The organism is Agrobacterium sp. ST15.16.024, from assembly GCF_027956545.1.
Classification (GTDB): domain Bacteria; phylum Pseudomonadota; class Alphaproteobacteria; order Rhizobiales; family Rhizobiaceae; genus Agrobacterium; species Agrobacterium cucumeris.
The window spans coordinates 100,137-122,740 of the sequence record NZ_JAQKGO010000001.1 but is presented as its reverse complement, the minus strand read 5'-3'; the positions used below and the strand labels follow the sequence as shown (position 1 = coordinate 122,740).

Sequence of the window (22,604 nt, the reverse complement as noted above, 5' to 3'; positions counted from 1 at the left end):
GCCCAGGAACAACGTCAATGCGGGGCGGCTGGCTGCGAAAGCGGCCACTGTTGGATATTCCTGGTGCCAGATGAAACCTATTGGCGAAATTGACGTTTCGTTCGCGTGCAGACAGAACGTTCGCGGGCGGGCCTCGGGGAATGAAATTATTGCCTGATCGCACCGCCGGGAAGGTCAATCTCTTTTGAGGCAGAAAGAACATGTCTTTAAAAACGCCGCATGAACATCGCCAGACGCGCGAGATCGCCCTTTCGGACCGGGAACGGCACTATCTGGGACTGGTGGCGCGGGGTAAACATCCCTCCCACATCGCCCTTGTGACCGGTGGGACCGAGGCCGAGGTGAAGGACACACTGGAAGCTGTGCGTAACCGGCTGGGTGCCACCAATCTGCTGAATGCCGTCAGCATTGCCCTGCTGCGTGGCCTGATCGAGCAGGATATCTGAGGCATTTTCGCTCCAGCGGCTTATGTGGACGCGTCCCCTTCCCGTAAGCCCAAACCGGATGAGCGGCTTTCTGCGTCAAAATCCCCTCATTTCGATGGCGGGATGGCGGACCAAAAGCGGACTGGAAATGATTTCCTGTCCATATCGACGCAAATGCAAAGCGGCCATAAACGGTTTGCCCGGCGGATCATCAGGTCCGCCGGGTTTTCATTTTACAACTGTTTAAAGCGACTGGATTTCAGCGAGGATATCGCTTTCGACGACAATGCCGCTTTCCAGCGCCTGCCGGCGAACGCCCTGGCTACGGCGGCCGGGCAAACGCACATTCTCCTGTTTTTCTATCTCGCCGGCGATAAGCGCCAGTCGTTCAATAAAGACTGCACCACCCGAGGATACGGGATCGATGACGATAATCGTGTGGCCGAGTGACGGTGGCGCGCCCTTGTCATCCAGTAGGGAAGAGGCTTCGAACGCGAAATTTCCGCCGGTCACCGCGGCGGCCATGATTTCCACCATCAGCGCCAGTGCGGCACCCTTTGCCTCGCCGGCGGGCACCATGGTTCCCTCGATGGCTTCTTCAGGATCGGTGGTTGGCCGGCCGTTTCTGTCGAGCGCCCAGTCCCCCGGAATAGTCTCGCCCTTCTGACGAGCCGCCATGATCTTTCCGCGCGCGACCTTGGAAAGCGCCAGATCGATCACCAGAGGATCGGCGTCGCCAACCGGGGTCGCAAATGCGATTGGATTGGTGCCATAAAGGGGTTTGTTGCCACCCCACGGGGCCATGGATGCCGGCGCATTGGCGAACATCAGCGCGACAAGAGCCATCTCGGCAAAACGTTCGACAGTTAATGCCATGACGCCGGCGTGATGGGAACGATGGATGGCGGCAAGCGCAATGCCCTGCTGCCGGGCCATTTCAGGCAACTGCTCCAGCGCGCAATCAATCGCCGGATAGGCATAACCGTGGTTGGCATCGATCGACAGGACACCCGGCTTCACGCGCGTCGCCACCGGCCGCGCCTTGCCATCGACTTTTCCCACCCGCGCCTGGCGGACATAAACGGGGATACGGCGAAAACCGTGACCGCTCTGGCCTGCCGCTTCGGATGCGACGAGCGCCTTCGCCACTGAGCGGGCGTTCTGCGGCAGAACGCCGTTGCGCTCAAAGATAGAGGAGACGAGATCCTCCGCCTCTGCGATTGAGAATTTCATTCCGGAATGCCTCTGCTTGGTAAAGTCGACAAAGACCTACACCATCGAAAACATTCGCGAAATCTTATTCACGCGCAAACGGATGTGCGCGTGAGGAATAGTGGACATGCCCGTTAATTTAAACGGGTTCTAGCGGATGCTGATCGGCAGCGTGATCGTCTTGCTTGCTTCCGGAGGCGGAGCAGGCACGGGTGACGCGCTCTGGATCCAGGCCGCAATCTGCTGGTCGATTGAGGAATCGCCGGTGGACTGGACCACGCTGACCCCACTGATCGCGCCTGCGTCATTGACCCTGAACCGCACCGTTGCCGTCATTGCATCACTGCGAAGCGAACGTGGCTTGCGCCGCTGGATATGGGAACGAACCTTCGATCCCCACTTTGCCGGTGAGGCAGAAGACGATGAAAAGAAACCGGCATTGTTGCGCGATGCCGCTGTCCTGTCGGACTGCTGTGCCTCGGCCTTGGCCGTTTCGCGCAATTCCGATGCCTGCTGCGGTTTGGGGCGCTGGCGCTCGACCTTCTTTTTCTCTTCCGGCTCTTTCTTTTCAACCTTCTTTTCAACGGGCGGCGGTGGCGGCCGAATGACAGGCAAGGGAACCTCGATATTTTCGAGTTCCGCCATCATCTGTTCCTGCACGGGGTCGATCTGCTCTACCGGCTCAGGAATTTCCTGTGGCTCGACAATCTCCTCAACCGGCGGTTCCGGCGGCTGCACAGGTTCCGGCGGCGGCGTTTCCGCAACCGGTTCCGGTGGCGGCGGCTCTTCCGGTGGAGGTTCCTCCATCGGCTGGCTGTTGTCGCTTTTTACCTCTTCGGCGTCCTCGACATCCTGCGCCGGTGTCGTTTCCTCAGTGTTGACAGCTTCCGGTATCGCCGCCATCTCGATCATGATCGCGGCTGGCGGTGGCCCGCCAGCATCGAGTTCTTCCGGTTCCTGCATCAGATAATAGGCAAAACCGGCATGAACGCTCAGCATGAGCAGCGCCGCGGCGGACCACAGCGTCACTTCCCCCAGACGGGAATGTCGGGACTGCGGGTAGCCGTTTTCAGTCATGGCGCCGTTCCCGGCACCGTCGGCGCGGCGGGTTGGGCGGCATTGGCGGGCGGCGATGCCGCACCGACATTTTCCAGACCCACCAGGGCGATCTTCAGGTAACCGGCATCCCTGAGCAGGTTCATGATTTCCATGAAGTGACCGTAGTCGACGGCCTTGTCGGCGCGCAGGAAAATGCGCGTATCCTTCTTGCCGCCCGTCTGCCTGTCAATCGACGCCGCCAGTGCTTCCCGGGCAACGACATCATTGCCGAGGTTAAGCGAGAGATCGTCCTTGACCGTCAGATAAAGCGGTTCTTCCGGACGCTCCGCCGGCTTGGCGGTGGATGCGGGGAGATCGACATTCACATCCACCGTGGCCAACGGCGCAGCCACCATGAAGATGATGAGCAGAACCAGCATCACGTCGATGAAGGGCGTGACGTTGATCTCGTGGTTTTCGGAGAGATCGTCTCCACTATTTTCGCGAATACCGCCAGCCATGACCGATCACCGTCCAACCAGCGACACTGCGGGCTTGCTGGTGCTGCCCGGCGGAATACGGCGGAAATCGAGATCGCGGCTCACGAGGCGCTCCACGCCGGCGGCGGCATCCGCCAGCAGGTGACGGTAACCGGTGATGGAGCGGGCAAAGACGTTGTAGATCACCACCGCCGGGATAGCAGCAACGAGGCCGATCGCGGTGGCGAGCAGCGCCTCGGCAATACCCGGCGCCACGACGGCGAGGTTGGTGGTCTGCGATTCCGAAATGCTGATGAAGGAATTCATGATGCCCCAGACCGTGCCGAACAGGCCGACGAAGGGAGCGGTGGAACCGATAGTCGCGAGAGCACCGGTTCCGCGCGACATGCGGCGACCCGCATGGGTTTCAATACGCGACAGCGCCGAGGAGACACGCTCCTTGATGCCACCGCCGTCCGTGTGTTCGACCACCGCATCGGAAAGCTGCATTTCATGGGTTGCCATGCGCAGCATGAGTGCCGCCGGTCCGCCCTTGTTTTCGACGGCATCAGTCGCTTCAGTCAGGGTTTTCGCCCGGCGAATGACCTTGAGTGTTGCACCGGCACGCACCCGCGCACCCGCGAGCTCGATAGACTTCGCCACCCAGACCGTCCAGGTGACGAGCGACGCGAAAGCAAGGCCGATCATCACGCCCTTCACGACCCAGTCCGCAGCCATGAACATGCCCCATGGCGACAGGTTATGCGGGATATCAGCACGATGTTCGGCACTTGTGGGTTCGGCGCTAGTAGGCTGGGCGCTGGTGGGCTCGGGATTAGCGGGCTCTACCGGAGTAGAGACTTCGTTCGGCGCAAGTGTTCCGTTCGCCTGAGGCGGCTGCTCGGTCTGCGTCGGCTGCGGCGCAGCACCTTCAGATGTGGACTGAGCGGGTGCAGGCTGGTTCGATGGCGGCTGGGCGGGTGTGGCAGCCGGCTGTTCCGGTGTGGTTGCGGAAGGCGGGGTGACAGGCTGGAGCGCCGGAGCGCTTGGCGTCGCGGGAGTTTCCACCGGCGGCTGGGCAGGCTGAACCGTTTCCGCCTGAGGTGCAGGCTGGGCCTGGGGTTCGGATGCTGTCTGAGCCAAAACCGCGCCGGCGCTCAGCCCGGCCAGCAGGGTAACTGCCGCAGCAAGGGAAACGTGCCGTGTTTTGTTTGCCCTGTTGAAGGATGCGGAAGAAGTGGAGGTCTCAGCTGACATAATTTTTATCCCGGATTCCGTCGATGAACTCATCCGCAGATTGGCCGGTTTCTGAAAGCCGGGGTCATGAACGGATGCCGTCGTGAAAGCTTGACGTTCCGATAATAAACCTGAGTTCTTTTGACAACTATTATATTATTAAAAGACGACGCGTAAACTCTTCTTTACAAAAAAGTGACTGTCCGAGTGGCTTCAGGTGTTTTGCGAAGGCGAAAATTGCGCCACGAGGGCATGTCGGTCGCCGGGATAGGTCACACGAACGCTCGTGACATAGTCCGTCCCGTGCCAGGTGCGGCGATCTATGACCAGACAGGCCGCACCGGATGCGATGCCCAGCGCCGCCGCATTCTTGCGATCGGCGGAGACGGCGCTGATGCGATGTTCGGCTGCACTCCAGGGCACCATCTTCAACAGCCAGGTGCCCGGACCGGTCTGCGAAAAATCCGCAACTTCCGCTTCCGGGACGGCAGTGACATTTATAATGCGTTCTTCAAGGCAAAAGGGAACGCCGCCGGCAAAATGCGTGCAGGTGAGCTCCAGCACCCGCGCGTCGGCGGCAAGCGCCATTGCCGCACTGTCTTTTTCACCCGCGGGGCGCAGACGCCGCTTGTCGAGACGGTATCCGTAAACGAGGCCGAGCGCCTGAACCTCCCGTTCGATATCATGGATTTCCAGCACGGCCGATTGCGCATGGGGCTGGCGAACGAAGGTGCCGAGCCGCCGGCGTCTTTCAATCAGGCCGCGCTGTACCAATTCGCCCAACGCCTTGTTCACCGTCATGCGCGAGCAGGCATATTGCCGGGTCATCTCGTGTTCGAAAGGAATACGGTATCCCGGCGGCCATTCGCCCGACATGATATGGCGCTCGACATCGTTGCGGATGCGCTCGTGCAGTGATTTCTCCTGAAGATCGGCACCTGTACTCCTCATCCCGATGCTTGTCTCCTCCCGGTTCGCTGGATCAACTAGCCATGGGCAGCGGCGGCAATCGCCTCACTGCGAATTTCCTCCGTCAGCTTCGCGCGCAGCTGTGAAAACTCCGGGCTGGCCTTGACGGTGTAGTGACGCGGATGCGGCAGGTCGACCGACGTGATCGACTTGATGCGCCCCGGCCTTGCCGACATGGTCACCACACGCGACGCCATGAAGACTGCTTCTTCGATGTCATGGGTGACAAAAATGACGGTCTTCTGCTCCCGCTCCCAGATGCCGAGCAGCAATTCCTGCATCAGCCCGCGCGTCTGGTTGTCGAGAGCGCCGAAAGGCTCATCAAGCAGGAGGATTTTCGGGCCGTTCGCCAAAGCACGGGCAATGGCGGTTCTCTGCTGCATGCCGCCGGACAGTTGTTTCGGCCAATGGTTTTCAAAACCGCGCAGGCCTACCTTGTCGATATAGCTATCGACGATCTCCCATTTTTCCTTCTCGGCGACGCCGCGTTCGCGCAGGCCGAAGGCGACGTTTTCCCTGATCGTCAGCCAGGGAAACAGCGTGTAGGACTGGAATACCATACCGCGATCCGCACCCGGTCCCGTCACCGCCCGGCCGGACAGCAGGACCTCGCCGGTCGTCGGACGATCAAGCCCGGCGATGATGCGCAGCAGGGTCGATTTTCCGCAGCCCGACGGGCCGAGGATGGTAACAAAATCATTGCGTGGTATTTCCAGATTGGTCGGCTGCAAGGCCAGCGTCGGCTGCCCGCCCTGCACTCCCGGAAAGGTGCGGCTGACGCCCTTGATAATAAGTTCACTCATCAGGCAAGCCTCCAGGCGAAAAGCTTCCGGTTCAGCGATTTGAATGCGAAATCGGAAATGAGGCCGATAACACCGATGACGATGATGCCGAAGATGATCTGCCCGGTTGCCATCAGCGCCTGGCTGTTGATGATCATATAACCGATGCCCGAGGAAGCACCGATGAGTTCGGCGACGATGACATAGGTCCAGGCCCAGCCAAGGACGAGGCGGAGGATTTCGGCAATATCGGGCGCATTGGCGGGAATGAGAACACGGCGCACCACGCCTCTGTCTTTTGCGCCAAGTGTATAGGCAGCCTCCACAAGGTCCCGTCGCGTGCCGGCAACCGCCACGGCCACCATCAGGATAATCTGGAAAACCGCGCCGATGAAGATAACCAGCAGTTTCTGCATCTCACCAATGCCGGCCCAGAGAATGAGCAGCGGCACGAAGGCGGATGCCGGAAGGTAGCGGGCGAAGGAGACGAAGGGCTCCAGCAACGCTTCGATGGGCTTATATGCCCCCATGGCGATGCCGAGCGGCACGGCGACCACCGATGCCAGCACGAAACCACCCACCACGCGCCAGATGGTCATGCCGATATCACCGGCAAATCCCTGATCAGTCAGCAGATAGATGCCGTCCTTCAGCATGGTGATGGGGTCCGCCAGAAAGGTCGGCGATACGAAGCCGCCAAGCGTGGCGAGGCCCCAGGCGGAGAAAAACAGCACGAAGAACAGAATGCCGAGGGCAATTCTCGTGCTGTTCCTGATAGGTTGAAGTGGTTGCATTCTGTCGCCTGTCTGGGAGAACCGGCGCGGCAGCTGCGCCGCGCCCTCAAAACGCTTTCCACACCATTCCCGGCGTGGAAGACGCTTTCCTGCATGTCATTGGCGACAACATTCCGGCAAGGGATGCAGCCGCCTATGCGCGTTACTTGATGAAGGACGTATCCGCGAGCGTCGAAAGATCGGGCTTCGACTTGATCACGCCGATTTCGAGAAGCAGATCGGCCGATTTTTCGGAGAAGGTCTTGAATTCGCCCTCGAAGAATTTCTGGTTGGCGGCCTTGTCCTGCCATTCCAGGAACTTTGCAGAAGCCGCAAAGGCCTCTCCCGCCTGCTTCACATCCGCGCCCATCGTCGCATAGGACTTCTCAGGGTCCTTCTTGATGAGGTCGAGCGCCTGGAAATAGCTGTCCGCCAGAGCCTTCGCCGCCTGCGGATTGTCCTTGAGGAAATCCGGCGTGCAGCCGAACGTGTCCATGACGGCGGGATAATCGAGCGTCGTGGCGAGGATTTTCCCCTTGTCGGGGGCGGCGCGCACGGTGGAGAGATAAGGCTCATAGGTCATGGCCGCATCATTCTGGCCGGCGACGAATGCCTGCGCGGCTGGTCCCGGCTCAAGGTTTACGACCTTGACATCCTTCAGGGTCATACCGTTTTCCTTGAGGATCCAGGCAAGGAAGAAATAGGGGGAGGTGCCCGGCGCGGAAGCGGCAATCGTCTTGCCCTTGAGATCAGCGACGTTTGAGACGTCGCCGCGCACCGCGATACCATCAGCCCCATGGGATTTGTCCATCTGGAAAATCTGCGTGGACTTCACGCCATTGGCGTTCCAGGCGATCCAAGTTTCCACCGTGGTGGCAGCACACTGGATATCACCCGACGCAAGGGCCAGATGCCGGCTGGCCTGCGGTATCTTCTTGATATCGACCTTCAGGCCGTTCTTTTCAAAAATGCCCGCCTGCTTGGCAAGTGTCAGCGGCGCAAATCCGGTCCAGCCGGACATGCCGATGGTGACCGATGTTTCAGCATAGGCGGAAGCGGATGAGAAAAGCGATGCAATTGTGGCGAGAACCCACGTTTTTTTCATGATCTGAACCCCTTTTGATTTATTTTTGTGCGACGTTTTTTATCGCTTTATTTGAGGCATCGTAGGCAGGGTTTTTAGATTTGTCTAGACAAAGTAGAGGCGCTTGCGCGCTGCCGGAAAGATTGCAAATCGGTCGCCTACCGTCCTACACATAGAGTGACAGGGACCTGCACAGGTCCGCCGTTTTTCCATCGGGCTGCCATGACCAGACAGAGACGTCGCAACATCATCAAGGCAAGGCGCACCGGAACCGGCATTGCGCTGGTTGCCGCCATTTCCTTCATCGCCGGCATGACGGATGCGGTGGGTCTTTACGTTTCCGGAGATTTCGTCTCCTTCATGACCGGCAACACGACACGCGCCGCAGTCTCCATGGAGTCAGGCATATACTCCCACGCTGCCAAACTGCTTTTCGCCATCGTTGCTTTCGTGGCGGGCAATGCCGGCGGCATCGTGGTGGCGCATAAATTCGACCGGCGCATCTTCGCAGTTCTTATGGCGGTGGGCGGGCTGGTGGCGATTGCAGCGCTGCTGCGCGACGAGGCCTCCGGTCTCCTGCAATTTTATCTCGTCGTTTTTGCGATGGGCATGGTCAATGCCGCCGTGGAGCATATTGAGGGGCTGCCGATCGGCCTCACCTATGTGACCGGCGCTCTTTCCCGTTTCGGCCGCGGCATCGGTCGCTTTCTTCTCGGCGAACGCAGCCTCGACTGGGGCATCCAGATCGTGCCATGGCTTGGCATGCTCACCGGCGCAATCTGCGGTGCGGTGTTGGGCGCGACGCTGCATTCGGATGCGCTGTGGGTGGTTGCGGCTTCGGTTTTCGCCATAGCCTTCGCAACCCTCGTCATTCCGCGCTCGCTCCGCCAGCGATACAATCAGCGGGTCAAAATCCGGCGAATTGCGCCGTAACGGCTGCCGCCGTCACTTTCGCGAAATGGTGACGAATTTCGTGCCGCGCACCCGCACCGTCATCAGGCAGGGCTCCTTGTCGGTGCGTTCGCAATAACGCGGATGCATTTTCAGCACGAAGACCATGTTGCCGAAACGCTTGATGAAATCGTAGCCGTAAATCCGGGCTGTGGCGATCATCAGATAACCACCCTCTTTTACCTGGACGTAGAAATTATAGGGGCATCCCTCATCATCACAGGCGCGGCCTTTTTCGCCGTCGCAATCTAGAACACCGTGATTAACGACGGCATCCATCAGGCCGTCATTATTGATATCCAGCCGTGTAACGAAATCGTCACCAAACGCCGCCACCTTGCACTCGTTGCGAAAATGGTCCTTTTCATAAATCTCGGGATCGTTCACCAGCTGCTGCTGTGCCGCCAGCGCCACCGGAAACATCAGAAGAACCAGTGTCTGAAGAGCGACAACGATAGCGATTCGCACGGCATTTTCCTTTGCATCCGTTTCGGTTATGGATGTTGCGATCATCCGGGCGGCCAGCCTAGAGTTTAGTGCTTGCGCGACACTGACGTGTTCGCAGCCCATGTTTCGGGGGAACCTTTTCATGACACTACTGGGTTTTCTCGACTATGCCGGTGTCGCCATCTTTGCTGCAACCGGTGCTCTGGCTGCATCACGCAAGCAACTGGACCTGATCGGCTTCCTGTTTTTCGCGGCTGCGACCGGGATCGGCGGCGGCACGGTGCGTGACCTCGTGCTGGGCAGGGCGCCAGTCTTCTGGGTGGTAAACCCGACCTATATTCTCGTCTGCGTATCGGTCGCGGTTCTGCTGTTCTTTACAGCACATCTTTTCGAATCCCGTTACCGGGTGCTGCTATGGCTTGATGCCCTTGGCCTCTCCGCTTATTGCGTGATGGGGGCAGCCAAGGGCCTCGCCGCAAGCGGCTCTGCAACCGTTGCCATCGTCACCGGTGTTCTGACGGCCACATTCGGCGGCGTGTTGCGCGATATTCTCGCCGGGGAACCTTCCGTCCTCCTGCGACCGGAAATCTACATTACCTGCGCGCTTTTGGGCTCTTCCACCTTTATTATCGTCTATTTCCTCGGCGCGCCGCTTTATGCGGCATCAGCCGTCGGCGTGTTGACGGCTTTCGGCGTCCGCTCTGGAGCGCTGATCTTCGGATGGACTTTTCCGCCCTACAAGGCCAAGCCCGGCAGGCGCCCCGAAGATATAATGAAGTGAGCGATAAAGCCGCCTGAAACAGAAATGGCGCCCGAGGGCGCCATTTTCATTTCCAGTCTCTGCCGAAACCTCAGCCGCGCTTGCGACGAAGGCGGATGACCACATCCACATGGGCGATTTCCATGCCTTCCGGCGCTTCCGGCAGGTTACCGATGTGGAGATTATTGACGGGAATATCGAGAACCTCGTTCTCGCCCTCGACGAAGAAATGGTGGTGATCCGACACGTTGGTATCGAAATAGGTGCGGGCACCCTCGACAGCCAGAACGCGGATCAGGCCAGCTTCGGTAAACTGATGCAGCGTGTTATAAACCGTGGCGAGAGAAACAGGCACGCCGGCGGTGACCGCCTCATCGTGCAGTTCCTCGACCGTCAGGTGGCGATCACCCTTTGCGAAAAGAAGATCGCCCAAAGCCACACGCTGACGCGTGGGGCGCAGCCCCGAGCGCCGCAGCCTCGTTCCGATATCCAAAGTGGCGTCAAATGCCATGCAATCCCATTCCAAGCACAGGGGTGAAATTCACCAATTGCATTAGCATATATCTTTTGCAGCGAATGCTTTCAATAGTTTCAGCGTCGCCGAGTGTCGCAAATGGCTGCAAACCGGCCATTCTTGCAAATTTCCTCTGGTTCCTTCCCGATGGTTCCTGTATGCGGACGGCACATTGAGGTAATGACTTCTGCAAAGAAGGTTCTGAAGACAAAGAATGGGGGCGAAACGGCCTTTGCCCTTGCAGCGCTTCATTTTGAACCTAACTTGCTCTAGTGAAGTCAATCAACACCAGTAACTGGGGAAGTGAAAGCGGTATGGCAACGAGGCAATCAAGTTACAATTACGAGGAGATCCTGTCCTGCGGTCGCGGCGAATTGTTCGGCCCGGGAAATGCCCAGCTCCCATTGCCCCCCATGCTGATGGTTCACCGCATCACCGAAATTTCTGAAACCGGCGGCGCGTTCGACAAGGGTTTCATCCGCGCCGAATACGATGTCAGCCCCGATGACTGGTATTTTCCCTGCCATTTCCAGGGCAACCCGATCATGCCGGGGTGCCTCGGCCTTGACGGCATGTGGCAGCTGACCGGTTTCTTCCTCGGCTGGCTGGGTGAAGAAGGCCGCGGCATGGCGCTTTCCACCGGCGAAGTCAAATTCAAGGGCATGGTTCGCCCGAACACCAAGCTCCTGCAATACGGTATCGATTTCAAGCGTGTGATGCGCGGCCGTCTGGTGCTTGGAACCGCCGACGGCTGGCTGAAGGCCGACGGAGAAACCATTTATCAGGCGACGGACCTTCGTGTAGGGCTGTCGAAAGAAAAGACCGCCTGAAGCAGACGGAATAAGTCTTGGCAAGGCCGGGCGGCGTCGGTCGTCCAGCCGAAATCTTAAGAAAAGGTCCCTTTCATGAGACGAGTTGTTGTCACCGGCCTCGGTATTGTTTCTTCCATCGGCGGTGATGCCGCTGAAGTCACCGCATCGTTGCGCGATGCCAAATCCGGCATTTCATTTTCGCCGGATTTTGCCGAACACGGTTTCAAGTGCCAGGTCTGGGGCAAGCCGTCTCTTGACCCGACCGATCTGGTCGACCGCCGCGCCATGCGCTTCCTGTCGCAGGGCGGCGCGTGGAACCATGTCGCCATGAAACAGGCGATCGCCGATTCCGGTCTCGAAGAGAGCGACATCAGCGGCAATGAACGCACCGGCATCATCATGGGTTCGGGCGGTCCATCCACCCGCACCATCGTTGAAGCCGCCGATATTACGCTGAAGAACAACAGCCCGAAGCGCATCGGCCCCTTCGCCGTGCCGAAGGCCATGTCATCCACCGCGTCCGCAACGCTCGCCACCTGGTTCAAGATCCACGGCGTCAACTATTCGATCTCGTCTGCCTGCTCCACCTCGGCGCATTGCATCGGCAACGCCGCCGAGATGATCCAGTGGGGCAAGCAGGATGTGATGTTTGCAGGCGGCCACGAAGACCTCGACTGGTCGATGTCCAACCTCTTCGATGCCATGGGCGCGATGTCGTCCAAATATAACGAAACGCCGTCTCTCGCTTCACGGGCCTATGACGTCAATCGCGACGGCTTCGTCATCGCTGGCGGCGCTGGCGTGCTGGTTCTCGAAGAACTGGAACATGCAAAGGCGCGCGGCGCCAAGATTTACGCCGAGATCGTCGGTTATGGCGCAACCTCCGATGGTTACGACATGGTGGCCCCGTCAGGCGAAGGCGCAATCCGCTGCATGCGGCAGGCGCTCGCCACCGTCAAGGGCGACATCGACTACATCAATACCCACGGCACCTCGACGCCGGTTGGGGACAGCAAGGAAATCGGTGCGATCCGCGAAGTCTTCGGCGACAGGATTCCGCATATCCAGTCGACAAAGTCCCTCACCGGCCATTCGCTGGGTGCAGCCGGCGTGCAGGAATCGATCTACGGTCTGCTGATGATGCAGGAACGCTTCATCGGCGAAAGCGCGCATATTTCCGAACTCGACCCGGAATTTGCGGGCGTTCCGATCGTTCGCAGCCGCATCGACAACGCCAAGATCGACACCATCCTTTCCAATTCCTTCGGCTTCGGCGGCACCAACGCCACGCTGGTCTTCCAGCGTCATAACGGATAATTGCCAATGAACGGCATCATGCAGGGTAAACGCGGCCTCATCATGGGCGTCGCGAACAATCACTCCATCGCCTGGGGTATTTCAAAGGCACTTGCGGCACAGGGTGCGGAACTGGCCTTCACCTATCAGGGTGAAGCGCTGGGTAAACGCGTAAAACCGCTTGCCGCAGAACTCGGTTCTGACTTCATCGTGCCTTGCGATGTCGAGGATATCGCCTCTGTCGACGCGCTTTTTGCGGCGATCCGCGAAAAATGGGGCTCGCTGGATTTTGTCGTGCACGCCATCGGCTTTTCCGACAAGAATGAGCTGAAGGGTCTTTACGCAAACACGACCCGCGACAATTTCAGCCGCACCATGGTCATTTCCTGCTTCTCATTCACGGAAATTGCCAAGCGCGCCGCCGAACTGATGACGAATGGTGGTTCGATGCTGACGCTGACCTATAATGGTTCGCAACGCGTCATCCCGAACTATAACGTCATGGGCGTCGCCAAGGCGGCACTCGAAGCGTCCGTGCGTTATCTCGCTGCAGATTATGGGCCGCGCGATATTCGCGTCAACGCCATCTCTGCTGGTCCGGTCCGCACGCTGGCGGGTGCCGGCATTTCCGACGCACGTGCTATTTACGCATGGAACCAGAAGAACGCGCCGCTGAGGCGCACGGCGGATATCGAGGATATTGGCGGATCGGCGCTCTACCTGCTGTCCAACCTGTCGCGCGGTGTAACCGGCGAGTGCCACTATGTGGATTGCGGTTACAATATCACCTCGACCCCTACACTCGAGGTTCTGTCAAAAGCGGACGCGGAATAACAACCCGTTTCTTCCCTTCGACAAAGCCCGGCAATATGCCGGGCTTTTTGCATTTGGAGCCTGTCTCATTTTCGTGAATCGCTAAAGTAGAAGCCGTTGGGGTAACTGAATTTAAACACCAGCTGGTTATGGTCTGCAACAAATTCATCGGTTGCGCTTGCCGCATATTCTAGAGATCGACACATATGCGACTGGCCAGACTGACGCCATTGCTACGAAAATTCGGGGTTTCGCGTGACGGCACAGCAGCCATTGAATTCGCGATACTCGCCATTCCCTATTTCCTCGTTGTTTTTGCGATCATTGAGACCTTCATCGCCATGATGGCGGAACAGGTTGTCGTGAATGCCACGGAAACCATGGCGCGGCGTCTGCGCACCGGACAAATCAGCAGTTCGATTTCGAAAGAGGATTTTCGCAAGAACTTCTGCAACGAAGTCTCGGTGATGATCACCTGCTCTGCGGATGAGATAAAAACCGAACAGAAACTCTATATCGACCTTCGTTCCTTTCCGGCCTTCAAGGATATTCCGACCACGGTACCCCTGAAGGCTTACGGCGAATATTACGATCTCGATACGGCGCAATTCGGCTTCAAGCCGGGCGGACCGGAAACAATCAACATGCTGCGCGTCTATTATCGCTGGCGTGTCATCGCCGATATCATCCGTCCATATCTTACAAAAATACGTCCAGCTGACGGGTCTATGCCCTCGCATTTCCTTATTGTCGCGACCGACGCTTTCGTGAACGAGAAATACACCACAAGCGGGGGCTCATGATGGCAGGGCTGAGAGCCGCCGTCGCGAACGGCAGACTTCGTTTTACAACACTCGTCACACGCTTCGTAAAAGATCGCCGTGGTGTGGGCGCTGTGGAATTCGCAATTCTCTTCCCGATATTGCTCGCTCTTTATGTGACATCCTTCGAGCTGACCATCGGTTACAATACCTATAAGCGTGCAAGCAGCGCTTCAGCGACGATCAACGACCTGATCTCCAAAACGGGCTCCGTCGACAAGGCCTATCTCAAAAACATGCAGAATGTTGCGGCGGCCGTCTTCGCGCCTTACAGCACCACCGGTTTGAAGCTGAAGATCAGTGGCATAGCGATCGACAAGCAGAAACAGGCGAAAATAACCTGGTCCTGGGATGAGAAAGACCAGAGACCATATGCGGTGGGATCGGCAGTCACGGTTCCAACCCGCCTGCTCATCGAAAACAGCTTTCTCATTCATGTCGAACTTTCCATTCCGCATGAATTGCTGATGTTCATGCCCGACATCGCTTCATCGGGCGCAAGATCGATCACCATCGGCCGTGATTATTTCTTCAAACAGCGCGATGCGGAGGTCACCTGCACCAATTGCTGAGCCAGAAGGCGCAGCAAGGGTGACCCCCGTACGATCCGTTTCTAATAGACGTCGCGCAGATAACGCTTTTCGCGCTTGAGCCGGTTCACATACTCGCTTGCCGCTTCCGCAGAAATGCTGGCTTCGTCGGCGACGATCTGATGCAGGGCGTCGTCGACATCCTTGGCCATGCGGGTCGCATCACCGCAGACGTAGAAATATCCGCCCTCTTCAAGCCATTGATAAAGCGCCTTGCCGTTCTGGCGCATGCGGGTCTGGACATAAATCTTCTCCGCCTGATCCCGCGAAAAGGCAAGGTCGAGACGGGTCAGCACGCCATCACGGCTCATGTCGCCAAGCTCGTTTTCGTAGATGAAATCCGACTGGCGGTGCTGGTCACCAAAGAACAGCCAGTTCTTACCGGCAGCACCCCTCGCCTGCCGCTCTTGCAGAAAGGCCCGGAAAGGCGCGATGCCGGTGCCCGGTCCGACCATGATGACAGGCGCGCCGTTATCCTGCGGCACGCGGAATGCCTTGTTGGGCGACACGAAAATCCCGGCATTCTGGTCGGCCTCAACCCGGTCCGCCAGATAGGTGGAGCATACACCGCCACGCTCGCGGCCATCGGCACGATAACGCACGCTGGCGATGGTCAGATGCACGCTGTTTTCCGCAACCAGCGGGCTGGAGGAGATGGAATAAGCGCGATGCTGCAGCGGCTTCAGGAAGGTCACGAATTCGGCAAGATCGAATACGGGCTTTCCGCCGAGATTGAGCAGATCGAGAATATCCTTGCTCCAGAGAAAGGCGGCCAGCTGCTCCCTGTCCCCATTGGCAAGGATATGGCTCAACTCCTCATGTCCTGCGCGCTTGCCAATTTCAGCCACCAGCTCACGCGAAGGCGTCGATATCTCGAACATGTTCAGAAGCGCATCACCGATCGGTCGGTCGAGGCCGGTGACCTCGCCATCCGCACTCGCTCCAAAGCATTCGAGCAGAGCGGCGACCAGTTTCGGGTCGTTGAGGGGGACGACACCAAGGGCGTCCCCGGCCTCATATTCAAGGCCGCTTGCCCCAAGATCAAATTCGTAATGACGAATCTCCTTGGACGAGGCCGGGCCGGAAAGAAGGCGATTGACGCTCACCCGTGACGAATAAGGGTTCTTGCGACCCCAGCCCTGTTTTGCCCGCGCGGGCGGCTCGGCGACCACAGGTGTGATCGCAGCGGCATTGTCACCACCGATGGCGAGCGCAAGCGGCACCGTCTCGCCGATCCAGGCGGCAGCCGCATCCTCGAAATCGATATCGCAGTCGATACGCGTCTTCATGCGCCTGCCGCCGAGCTGTTCGAAACGCGTATCGATAAGCTTGCCCGCCTGGCAGAAGCCGTCATAACCGGTATCGCCGAGTGCAAGAACGGCGAAATTCATCTCATCCAGTCGTGGCGCGCCATCGGCGGCAAGCGCCTCCCAGAACAGCTGGGCATTGTCAGGCATCTCGCCTTCACCGTAGGTCGAGGTGACAACGATGACACGCTTCATGGAGCCGAGACTGTCCATGGAAACGTCGTCCAGCGCCGTCACAACCGGCTGCATGCCCTGGGTACGGGCAGCGGCGGCGATATCCATCGCCAATGCTTCGGCGTTGCCGGTCTGGGTGCCGACAAGGATGTTCAGCAGGCTGGCCGTCGCCTTGGGGGCAGCAGAGGCCACCGATGTTTCGAGGCCGATGGCGGTGCGGGAGTGGAGCCCGGCCAGAAAACCGGCGAGCCAGGCGCGCTGGTCGCCATTAAACGGCGCATCCTGTGGAATGTAAGGTATCTTCATCATGCTGCCCTGTTCTGGCTGGATGCGGTGGCAAGGTCCGGGATGGCGCGAGCGGCGAAAAGCTCCTCGAAGCCCGGCAGGCGGCCGATCTTCTCGATGTTTTTCCGGTTCTGCTGAATGATCCAGCCATAGGTGCCGGGGCTGTCCACCGACCAGATGTTCCGGCGCGCCAGCGCCTGCTTGTAATCGTCAAGCCGCTTGGCCGCGATCATCACCGCGAGCTGTTCGTCGCTATGGTCGGAAAGTGCTTCACGGGCATATTTCAGCAGGCGCTGCATCAGCGCATAGTCTTCCGTGAGAATAAGATTGCGCACAGCCTTTTCGATGGCGGGATCAGAAGGGCCGGATGCCATCGGCAACCGTTGCAGGGCGATGGCCTGCGCCATGCTCAACACGGTGTAGTTATTGAGCAGCGCATACATGTCTTCCGTATCCGTCTCGCCATAACCCGGCACCGTTCCGTTCAAGACAGCCTTACGGTCGCGATAAGCGAGCTTGAATTTGCGCAGCTGATGGGCGGCAAGTGCCGAGGCCAGCTCCTCCAGCAGCTCCTTGCGGGGCTTGGCTTTGAGGATCTCATCGCTGTCCTGATAAAGCAGCAGGGCGCGCGGCATGCCATAGACGAAATTATGCTGCTCACTCTCCCAGTTTTCCAGAAGCCATGCCGCCTTGGCCGAGCCGGTTTCTGCGACATGCAGACTCAGAAGCTGGTGGACTGCCTGATTGTGGATCGCTGCCTGTTCATCCTCACCGGTGATCGAGCCGAGCAGGATGGAATCATGGCTGACCTTCTTCGGCAGATCGCCATAGGGATCATACTGATAGACGAAGCCACCACTCATGCCGTTGCCAAAACCCTTGCCGAAACTGCCAAGGTTGAGAACAGCACCATTGGTCATATACTCGCAGGCGAAATCGCCAACGCCTTCGACCACGGCGGTGGCGCCAGAATTACGCACCGCGAAACGGTCGCCCGCCTGTCCTTCCACGAAGGTGCGGCCGCCGGTAGCGCCGAACAGCGCGAAATTACCGACCAGCACATTGCCGCCCGCCTCTTGCGAACCTCCGCCGGGGGAGCGCACGACGATGGTGCCACCGCAGGCGCTTTTGCCGACACCGTCATTGCAGGTGCCGGTATGCACCATGACCATGCCGTCATTGCAGAAAGCGCCGAAGGACTGACCAGCCGAACCTGACGTATCGATGCGCACCGAACCCGCTTCCAGAAAACGGCGGCCACGGCCATCCCGCTTGACGGCCGGAAGCGCGTCCAGCTGCTCATCGGAAAGTTCGTGGTTCAACATGCGTTCGATATCGACGGCGAGCTGGCCGCCGACGCTCTTGTTGCAATTGTTGAGGAAACGATTGCCGCCAAGCTCGATGTTCTCGCGCTTGCTGTCGACCAGCGCCGAACGCACGAGATCGATGAAGGCATCGTCGAGTGCGAAGTCCTTTTCCATATAGACCGGGCTGTTGATCTTCACCTCGTCGACCACGGCAAGCATTGCCCGGAGGTCAAGCTGGCCGACGCTTGCCGGATGATCGAGGAGGTGAAGAAGGTCGGAACGACCACGGGCTTCCCGCAGCGAGGCAACCCCAAGCCCTGCAAGAATCTCGCGCGTTTCATGGGCGATGTTCATGAGATATTGCGCCAGCGCCCTCGGATCGCCGTTGAAGGCTTCCTGATTGGTGGTGAGACCGGCCGGGCACTTGATGTTGCAGTTCTTCGCCATGACGCATTTCAGCATCATCAGCGCCGTGGTGCCGAATTCGAAGCTGTCGCCGCCGAGAAGGGCTGATTTCACCACGTCGCTCGCCGTCTGGTGTGCACCGGAACAACGCAGCAGCACCTTGGCGCGCAGGCCAGTGGCGCAAAGCGCCTGGTGCACCTCGGCAATGCCGATTTCCGCCGCACGGCCGGTATATTTGAGGCTGGTAACGGCCGCAGCACCCGTGCCGCCGGTATTGCCGGCAACGTTGATGACATCCGCACCCGCCTTGGCGACGCCGACCGCAATCGTGCCGATGCCTTCCGACGATACGAGCTTGACGATGACGCGCACGCGCGCCGCCTTGGCGTCGTGGATAAGCTGGGCCAGATCCTCAATCGAATAGGTATCATGATGCGGCGGCGGCGAGACCAGCTCGACGCCCGGCGTGCCACCGCGCGCCGCAGCGATCTCCACCGTCACCTTGGGAGATGGCAGCTGCCCGCCCTCGCCCGGCTTTGCGCCCTGGCCGATCTTGATCTCGATCTCTTCCAGCATCGGATCGGCAAGATAACCGGCCCAGACACCGAAGCGGCCGGAGGCGAACTGCTTGATGCGCGAGGCACGGATGGTGCCGTAACGGGAGATATGCTCGCCGCCCTCGCCGGAATTGGACATGCCGCCGACCATGTTGGTGCCGTGGGCCACCGCCTCATGGGCAGCAGCAACCAGCGCGCCGTGGCTCATGGCACCCGATGCGAGGGTCTTGGTGATCTCGCTTGCTTTTTGCACGGTCTCAAGCGGAATACTCTCCGGTGCGGTGCGGATAAGCGACAGATAGGCGGAGGCCTCACCCTTTGCCTGAACCATGAGCGCGCCGCCTTCCAGCCAATGGCCGGCGATGTCGTCACCAAAACGGTCGAGCAGCGACTGGCCGAGTGCGGCGAGGCGGGCAAGTTCATGACCGTGCGAGCCGATCAGCTGTAGCCGGAACGCGCCGTCTCCTGCCTCTTCGCAGCGCAATCCGCGCACCATGAAGCTGTTATTGCCCTGCCGGGAAAACCGCCCCATTTCCCGGCGGAATTCTTCGGCCGAACCGGCAAAGGTCACATCGGCCGGCAGTTCCAGAACATCGCGCAGGGCGGCCGGGCGGCGCGCTCTTTCTTCAGCCATCATGCGGGCAAAGGAGCGGTAACCGGGCGTCACCTCGAATGCGTCGATGGCCTCCGGGGTCAGCCGGTCGAAGCTGTTGTGATAATAGGCAGCATCGTTGAGACCGAAGGCATCTTCCAGCCGGTTAAGCGGCAGGAGGCGCAGCGCCTCCTCGTTTTCGGTTCCCTTGTCGAAACCGATCTTCTCCTCTGTCATATCAACGAAGCCGCGAACCGCCGTGGTGCCATAAGAATGGCCGGCGCCTTCAGCGCGCTCCTTGAAGAGACCGAGGAGCGGAATGTCGTTTTCACCCTTCACCGACAATGCTTTTCGATGCCAGTCGGCCACCGCCTGCGCGATAACGGCGAAGGTGACGCCGCCGACGGGGGTCTTCACATTGGGGAAATAACGCTTCAGGACGGGATCGCTGGTATCGAGGAAATTCGGCTCGAAGAACTCACCGCCGATGTAGCTTTCCGCCGTGCATAGGCCGACTTTGCCCATGGTCTTCATCAGCGACTTTTCAGCCGCCTTGGCGAAGCGCTTGAACGCCTTGTCGGCCTCGGCACCGAATTTCTCTTCCGCACGGAACTGCACGCCGAGCGGATAGACCGCGGAAGCACCGAAACCGAGGCCGGCTGCGATATGATGGGAGGACGAAAACTGCCCGCTTTCGACGATCAGGGAAACGCGCAACCGCAGGCCTTCCTCGATCAGCCGCTGATTGATGGCGGAAACGACCATGATCATCGGCAAGGCCGCGCGGCCCGCCGAGACATGCCGGTCGGTGATGACGGCAATCCCGCCCTGCTCGGCTGCGAAAGCCGCAACCTCATCGCAAAGGCCGTCGATCGCCTGCCGGAGGGCCGCTTCATTGGCGTCAGCAGCATCGAAGACTGGCGTATAGAGCATTTCGAAACGACGAACGGGTGTCTCGGGCTGCTCGCGAATGCGCAGCATATCGAGGTGGGTAAGGATCGGGGAGCGAACGACGATCTGGCGGGCCTTGGCCGCACCGCTGTTCGGCTTTGCGCCCAACGCCACCCGTAGCGTCATACCATCGGCCTCACGAATGCTGTCGAGCGGCGGATTGGTGACCTGCGCGAAACGCTGCGAGAAATATTTGGCCACCCCGCCTTCCTGATCGGAAAGCGCATTGATGGCATTTCCATAACCCATGGCCGAGATTTTTTCCGCACCGGAGGCCAGCATCGGGTCCATCAGGAACTTGAAGCTTTCCTGATTGTGCGAATAGGCGACATAACGCTGATGCCGCTCCAGATCGCCATTGTAGCGAAGCGGCGAACCCTGCTTGTCGGCCGGCACCTCTGGCAGATCACCAAGCATCACGCGCGCTTCAGACAGCAGCGACGAATAGTCCCGCTGTGAGGCCAGAAGCTCCAGCGCCTCGACGGTTGAAAAGGCACGACGCTCGGCGTGATCGTAATAAAGCATGCCACCCGCTTCGATGCGGCCACGGCGGATGACGCTTTCCGCCGGGAAGGCAATCTGCCCCGCCTCAGACATGACACAGAGATAGTCCTCCGTCTCGACGGTGCGCAGTGGGCGCAGGCCAAGGCGGTCGAGGCGTGCACCGATGATCGTGCCGTCGCCGAAGATCAGCGCGGCCGGGCCGTCGTTCTTTTCCTCATAGAGCGAGAAATATTCCAGCATCGCCTTCACACCGGGCGAGAGCGTGTCGTCGTTTTCCCAGGCTGGCGGCATCATCGAGACCACGGCGGTGACGAGGTCGAGACCATCCTCCATCACCCGTGCCTGCAATGTCTGGTCCAGACGGCAGCTATCCGACTGGCCCTTGGGTCTGACGATGCTGGCATTCTTCGCCAGCGCCACGGCCGCTTCCGATAGCCGGTTTTTCTTGTCGGTGTTGAGTTCGCCATTATGCGCCATCAGGCGGAAGGGCTGCGCCATGGAGGGGTGCGGATCGGTATTGGTGGAGAAGCGCGTGTGGAAATACATCGTATGCACTTCATGGCGCGGATCTGTCAGATCGCAGAAATAGGGCATGACCTCCTGGGAGTTCAGACGGCCCTTGAGCACCTGCGTGCGCGCGCTGAGCGACAGCGGGTAAAAACCGGCAAGCTCCGGCACGGTGTAAGCAAGTGCCTCGATGGCGAGCAGCGCCTTGTGGATGCGCCAGTCGAACTCAGCAAGCGTCGCGCATTCCGCTGGTGCCGAAAAGACCCATTGGCGGATCGGTAACTGGTAGGGGATAGCGGCGGGACGGATGGCCGCATCATTCACCGGCACATCGCGCACCAGCAGAACCGAAAAGCCCTGCTCTTTCAGAGCGCTGCCGATGATACCGACGGCCTCACCGTGGAAAGCCTCATTCTGCGGCAGGAAAAAATTGCCGACGCCGAACCGGCCGGCCTTGAGGGAACCTTGTCCCGTCAGCTCACGAAAAAAGGAGAGCGACAGGTCCAACGACACGCCCGCGCCATCACCAACACCTTCCGCCGACATGCCGCCGCGATGCGGCACGGCACAGAGCGCCTCATGACCGCGCTTCAGCACATCATGCGTCTGCATGCCATCCTTGCGGGTGATGAAACCGACGCCACAGCTGCTTTTTTCAAAAGCCGCATCATAAAGGCCGAATTTTTGCTCCGTCACACTCAAGGCACTCTCCTCTCGTTGCGCATTTCGCGCGGCATCACCCTCTTTTCCCGAAACCCGGCGCGTCAGCCGGCACTCTGCGGGCGGAGCCGCAGGCGACCTGGCTGCTCCTCTTTTTTTGGCTATCGGCGTTTAATGGCGCGAACGGTCGTTTTGCGGCCGGCAAACGGCGTGGCGGCAATGGCCGCTTTTTCGCAAATAATGATCGTCGTCGTTCGCATCGCGTTCCCTGGTGGCCGGCATTTCCGGCAATGAGACACACTGAATTACGTCAGTATTGCTTACATAATATTTCATGATGGGCCGAGTCAAGA

General features: G+C 59.3%; 20 protein-coding genes. 8 read left to right on the top strand and 12 right to left on the bottom strand.

Annotation, left to right across the window (positions count from 1 at the left end):
• The first annotated feature begins 200 nt into the window (after positions 1-200).
• Positions 201-446 carry a LuxR C-terminal-related transcriptional regulator gene (locus PL640_RS00565; RefSeq protein WP_271360508.1) on the top strand — a complete coding sequence of 82 codons (246 nt, stop codon included), beginning with the start codon at positions 201-203 and terminating at the stop codon, positions 444-446.
• A 222-nt stretch (positions 447-668) separates the two neighbouring features.
• On the opposite strand, the gene PL640_RS00560 is transcribed toward PL640_RS00565, so the two are convergent.
• The 8 genes from PL640_RS00560 to PL640_RS00525 all read right to left on the bottom strand — a co-directional run bounded on the left by PL640_RS00560 (position 669) and on the right by PL640_RS00525 (position 8,019).
• Positions 669-1,658 carry an Ldh family oxidoreductase gene (locus PL640_RS00560; protein ID WP_271360507.1) on the bottom strand — a complete coding sequence of 330 codons (990 nt, stop codon included), beginning with the start codon at positions 1,656-1,658 and terminating at the stop codon, positions 669-671.
• A gap of 129 nt (positions 1,659-1,787) precedes the next feature.
• Positions 1,788-2,714, bottom strand: a complete 927-nt coding sequence (locus PL640_RS00555; protein ID WP_142840787.1) for a TonB family protein — start codon at positions 2,712-2,714, stop codon at positions 1,788-1,790.
• The gene (gene exbD, locus PL640_RS00550) at positions 2,711-3,196 is read right to left on the bottom strand and encodes a TonB system transport protein ExbD (RefSeq protein WP_271360506.1); all 486 of its coding nucleotides are present in this window, start codon (positions 3,194-3,196) and stop codon (positions 2,711-2,713) included. Before exbD ends, PL640_RS00555 begins: the two co-directional genes overlap by 4 nt.
• Before the next feature lie 6 nt (positions 3,197-3,202).
• Positions 3,203-4,411 carry a tonB-system energizer ExbB gene (gene exbB / locus PL640_RS00545; RefSeq protein ID WP_142840786.1) on the bottom strand — a complete coding sequence of 403 codons (1,209 nt, stop codon included), beginning with the start codon at positions 4,409-4,411 and terminating at the stop codon, positions 3,203-3,205.
• Positions 4,412-4,603: 192 nt separating this feature from the next.
• Entirely contained in the window at positions 4,604-5,341 is a 738-nt protein-coding gene (hutC, locus tag PL640_RS00540) for a histidine utilization repressor (RefSeq protein ID WP_142840785.1), read from the bottom strand.
• A 35-nt stretch (positions 5,342-5,376) separates the two neighbouring features.
• A complete protein-coding gene (locus tag PL640_RS00535; RefSeq protein ID WP_271360505.1) occupies positions 5,377-6,162 on the bottom strand; it encodes an ABC transporter ATP-binding protein in 786 nt (261 codons plus the stop codon).
• Complete coding sequence (locus PL640_RS00530) at positions 6,162-6,935, bottom strand: ABC transporter permease (RefSeq protein WP_142840783.1); 774 nt, start codon at positions 6,933-6,935, stop codon at positions 6,162-6,164. The genes PL640_RS00535 and PL640_RS00530 overlap by 1 nt, the downstream gene beginning before the upstream one ends.
• Before the next feature lie 142 nt (positions 6,936-7,077).
• Positions 7,078-8,019 (bottom strand): ABC transporter substrate-binding protein, encoded by a 942-nt coding sequence (locus tag PL640_RS00525; protein WP_271360504.1) that lies wholly within the window; start codon positions 8,017-8,019, stop codon positions 7,078-7,080.
• Positions 8,020-8,220: 201 nt separating this feature from the next.
• Here PL640_RS00525 and PL640_RS00520 point away from each other — a divergent pair, with 201 nt between their 5' ends.
• Positions 8,221-8,931 (top strand): YoaK family protein, encoded by a 711-nt coding sequence (locus PL640_RS00520; RefSeq protein WP_142840781.1) that lies wholly within the window; start codon positions 8,221-8,223, stop codon positions 8,929-8,931.
• A 12-nt stretch (positions 8,932-8,943) separates the two neighbouring features.
• Here the strand turns inward: PL640_RS00520 and PL640_RS00515 are convergent, their stop codons facing one another.
• On the bottom strand, positions 8,944-9,462 hold the full coding sequence (locus PL640_RS00515) for a hypothetical protein (RefSeq protein ID WP_142840780.1): 519 nt from the start codon (positions 9,460-9,462) through the stop codon (positions 8,944-8,946).
• 76 nt (positions 9,463-9,538) lie between these two features.
• Between PL640_RS00515 and PL640_RS00510 the strand changes: the two genes are divergently transcribed.
• A complete protein-coding gene (locus tag PL640_RS00510; protein WP_142840779.1) occupies positions 9,539-10,177 on the top strand; it encodes a trimeric intracellular cation channel family protein in 639 nt (212 codons plus the stop codon).
• 70 nt (positions 10,178-10,247) lie between these two features.
• Here the strand turns inward: PL640_RS00510 and irrA are convergent, their stop codons facing one another.
• Entirely contained in the window at positions 10,248-10,667 is a 420-nt protein-coding gene (gene irrA / locus PL640_RS00505; protein ID WP_046799156.1) for an iron response transcriptional regulator IrrA, read from the bottom strand.
• Between the two features lie 317 nt (positions 10,668-10,984).
• Between irrA and fabA the strand changes: the two genes are divergently transcribed.
• From fabA to PL640_RS00480, 5 genes are all read left to right on the top strand, one after another.
• A complete protein-coding gene (fabA, locus tag PL640_RS00500; RefSeq protein ID WP_035219583.1) occupies positions 10,985-11,500 on the top strand; it encodes a 3-hydroxyacyl-[acyl-carrier-protein] dehydratase FabA in 516 nt (171 codons plus the stop codon).
• Between the two features lie 75 nt (positions 11,501-11,575).
• Positions 11,576-12,799: a beta-ketoacyl-ACP synthase I gene (gene fabB / locus PL640_RS00495; protein WP_046799155.1), complete on the top strand. Its 1,224-nt coding sequence runs from the start codon at positions 11,576-11,578 to the stop codon at positions 12,797-12,799.
• Positions 12,800-12,805: 6 nt separating this feature from the next.
• Positions 12,806-13,612, top strand: a complete 807-nt coding sequence (gene fabI, locus PL640_RS00490; RefSeq protein ID WP_142840777.1) for an enoyl-ACP reductase FabI — start codon at positions 12,806-12,808, stop codon at positions 13,610-13,612.
• Positions 13,613-13,797: 185 nt separating this feature from the next.
• A complete protein-coding gene (locus PL640_RS00485) occupies positions 13,798-14,394 on the top strand; it encodes a TadE/TadG family type IV pilus assembly protein (protein WP_271360503.1) in 597 nt (198 codons plus the stop codon).
• Entirely contained in the window at positions 14,391-14,984 is a 594-nt protein-coding gene (locus tag PL640_RS00480) for a TadE/TadG family type IV pilus assembly protein (protein ID WP_271360502.1), read from the top strand. Before PL640_RS00485 ends, PL640_RS00480 begins: the two co-directional genes overlap by 4 nt.
• 41 nt (positions 14,985-15,025) lie before the next feature.
• Here PL640_RS00480 and PL640_RS00475 read toward each other — a convergent pair whose 3' ends face one another.
• Positions 15,026-16,792 carry a sulfite reductase subunit alpha gene (locus PL640_RS00475; RefSeq protein WP_271360501.1) on the bottom strand — a complete coding sequence of 589 codons (1,767 nt, stop codon included), beginning with the start codon at positions 16,790-16,792 and terminating at the stop codon, positions 15,026-15,028.
• Positions 16,789-22,293 (bottom strand): glutamate synthase-related protein, encoded by a 5,505-nt coding sequence (locus PL640_RS00470; RefSeq protein WP_309578081.1) that lies wholly within the window; start codon positions 22,291-22,293, stop codon positions 16,789-16,791. The genes PL640_RS00475 and PL640_RS00470 overlap by 4 nt, the downstream gene beginning before the upstream one ends.
• Positions 22,294-22,604: the final 311 nt, after the last annotated feature.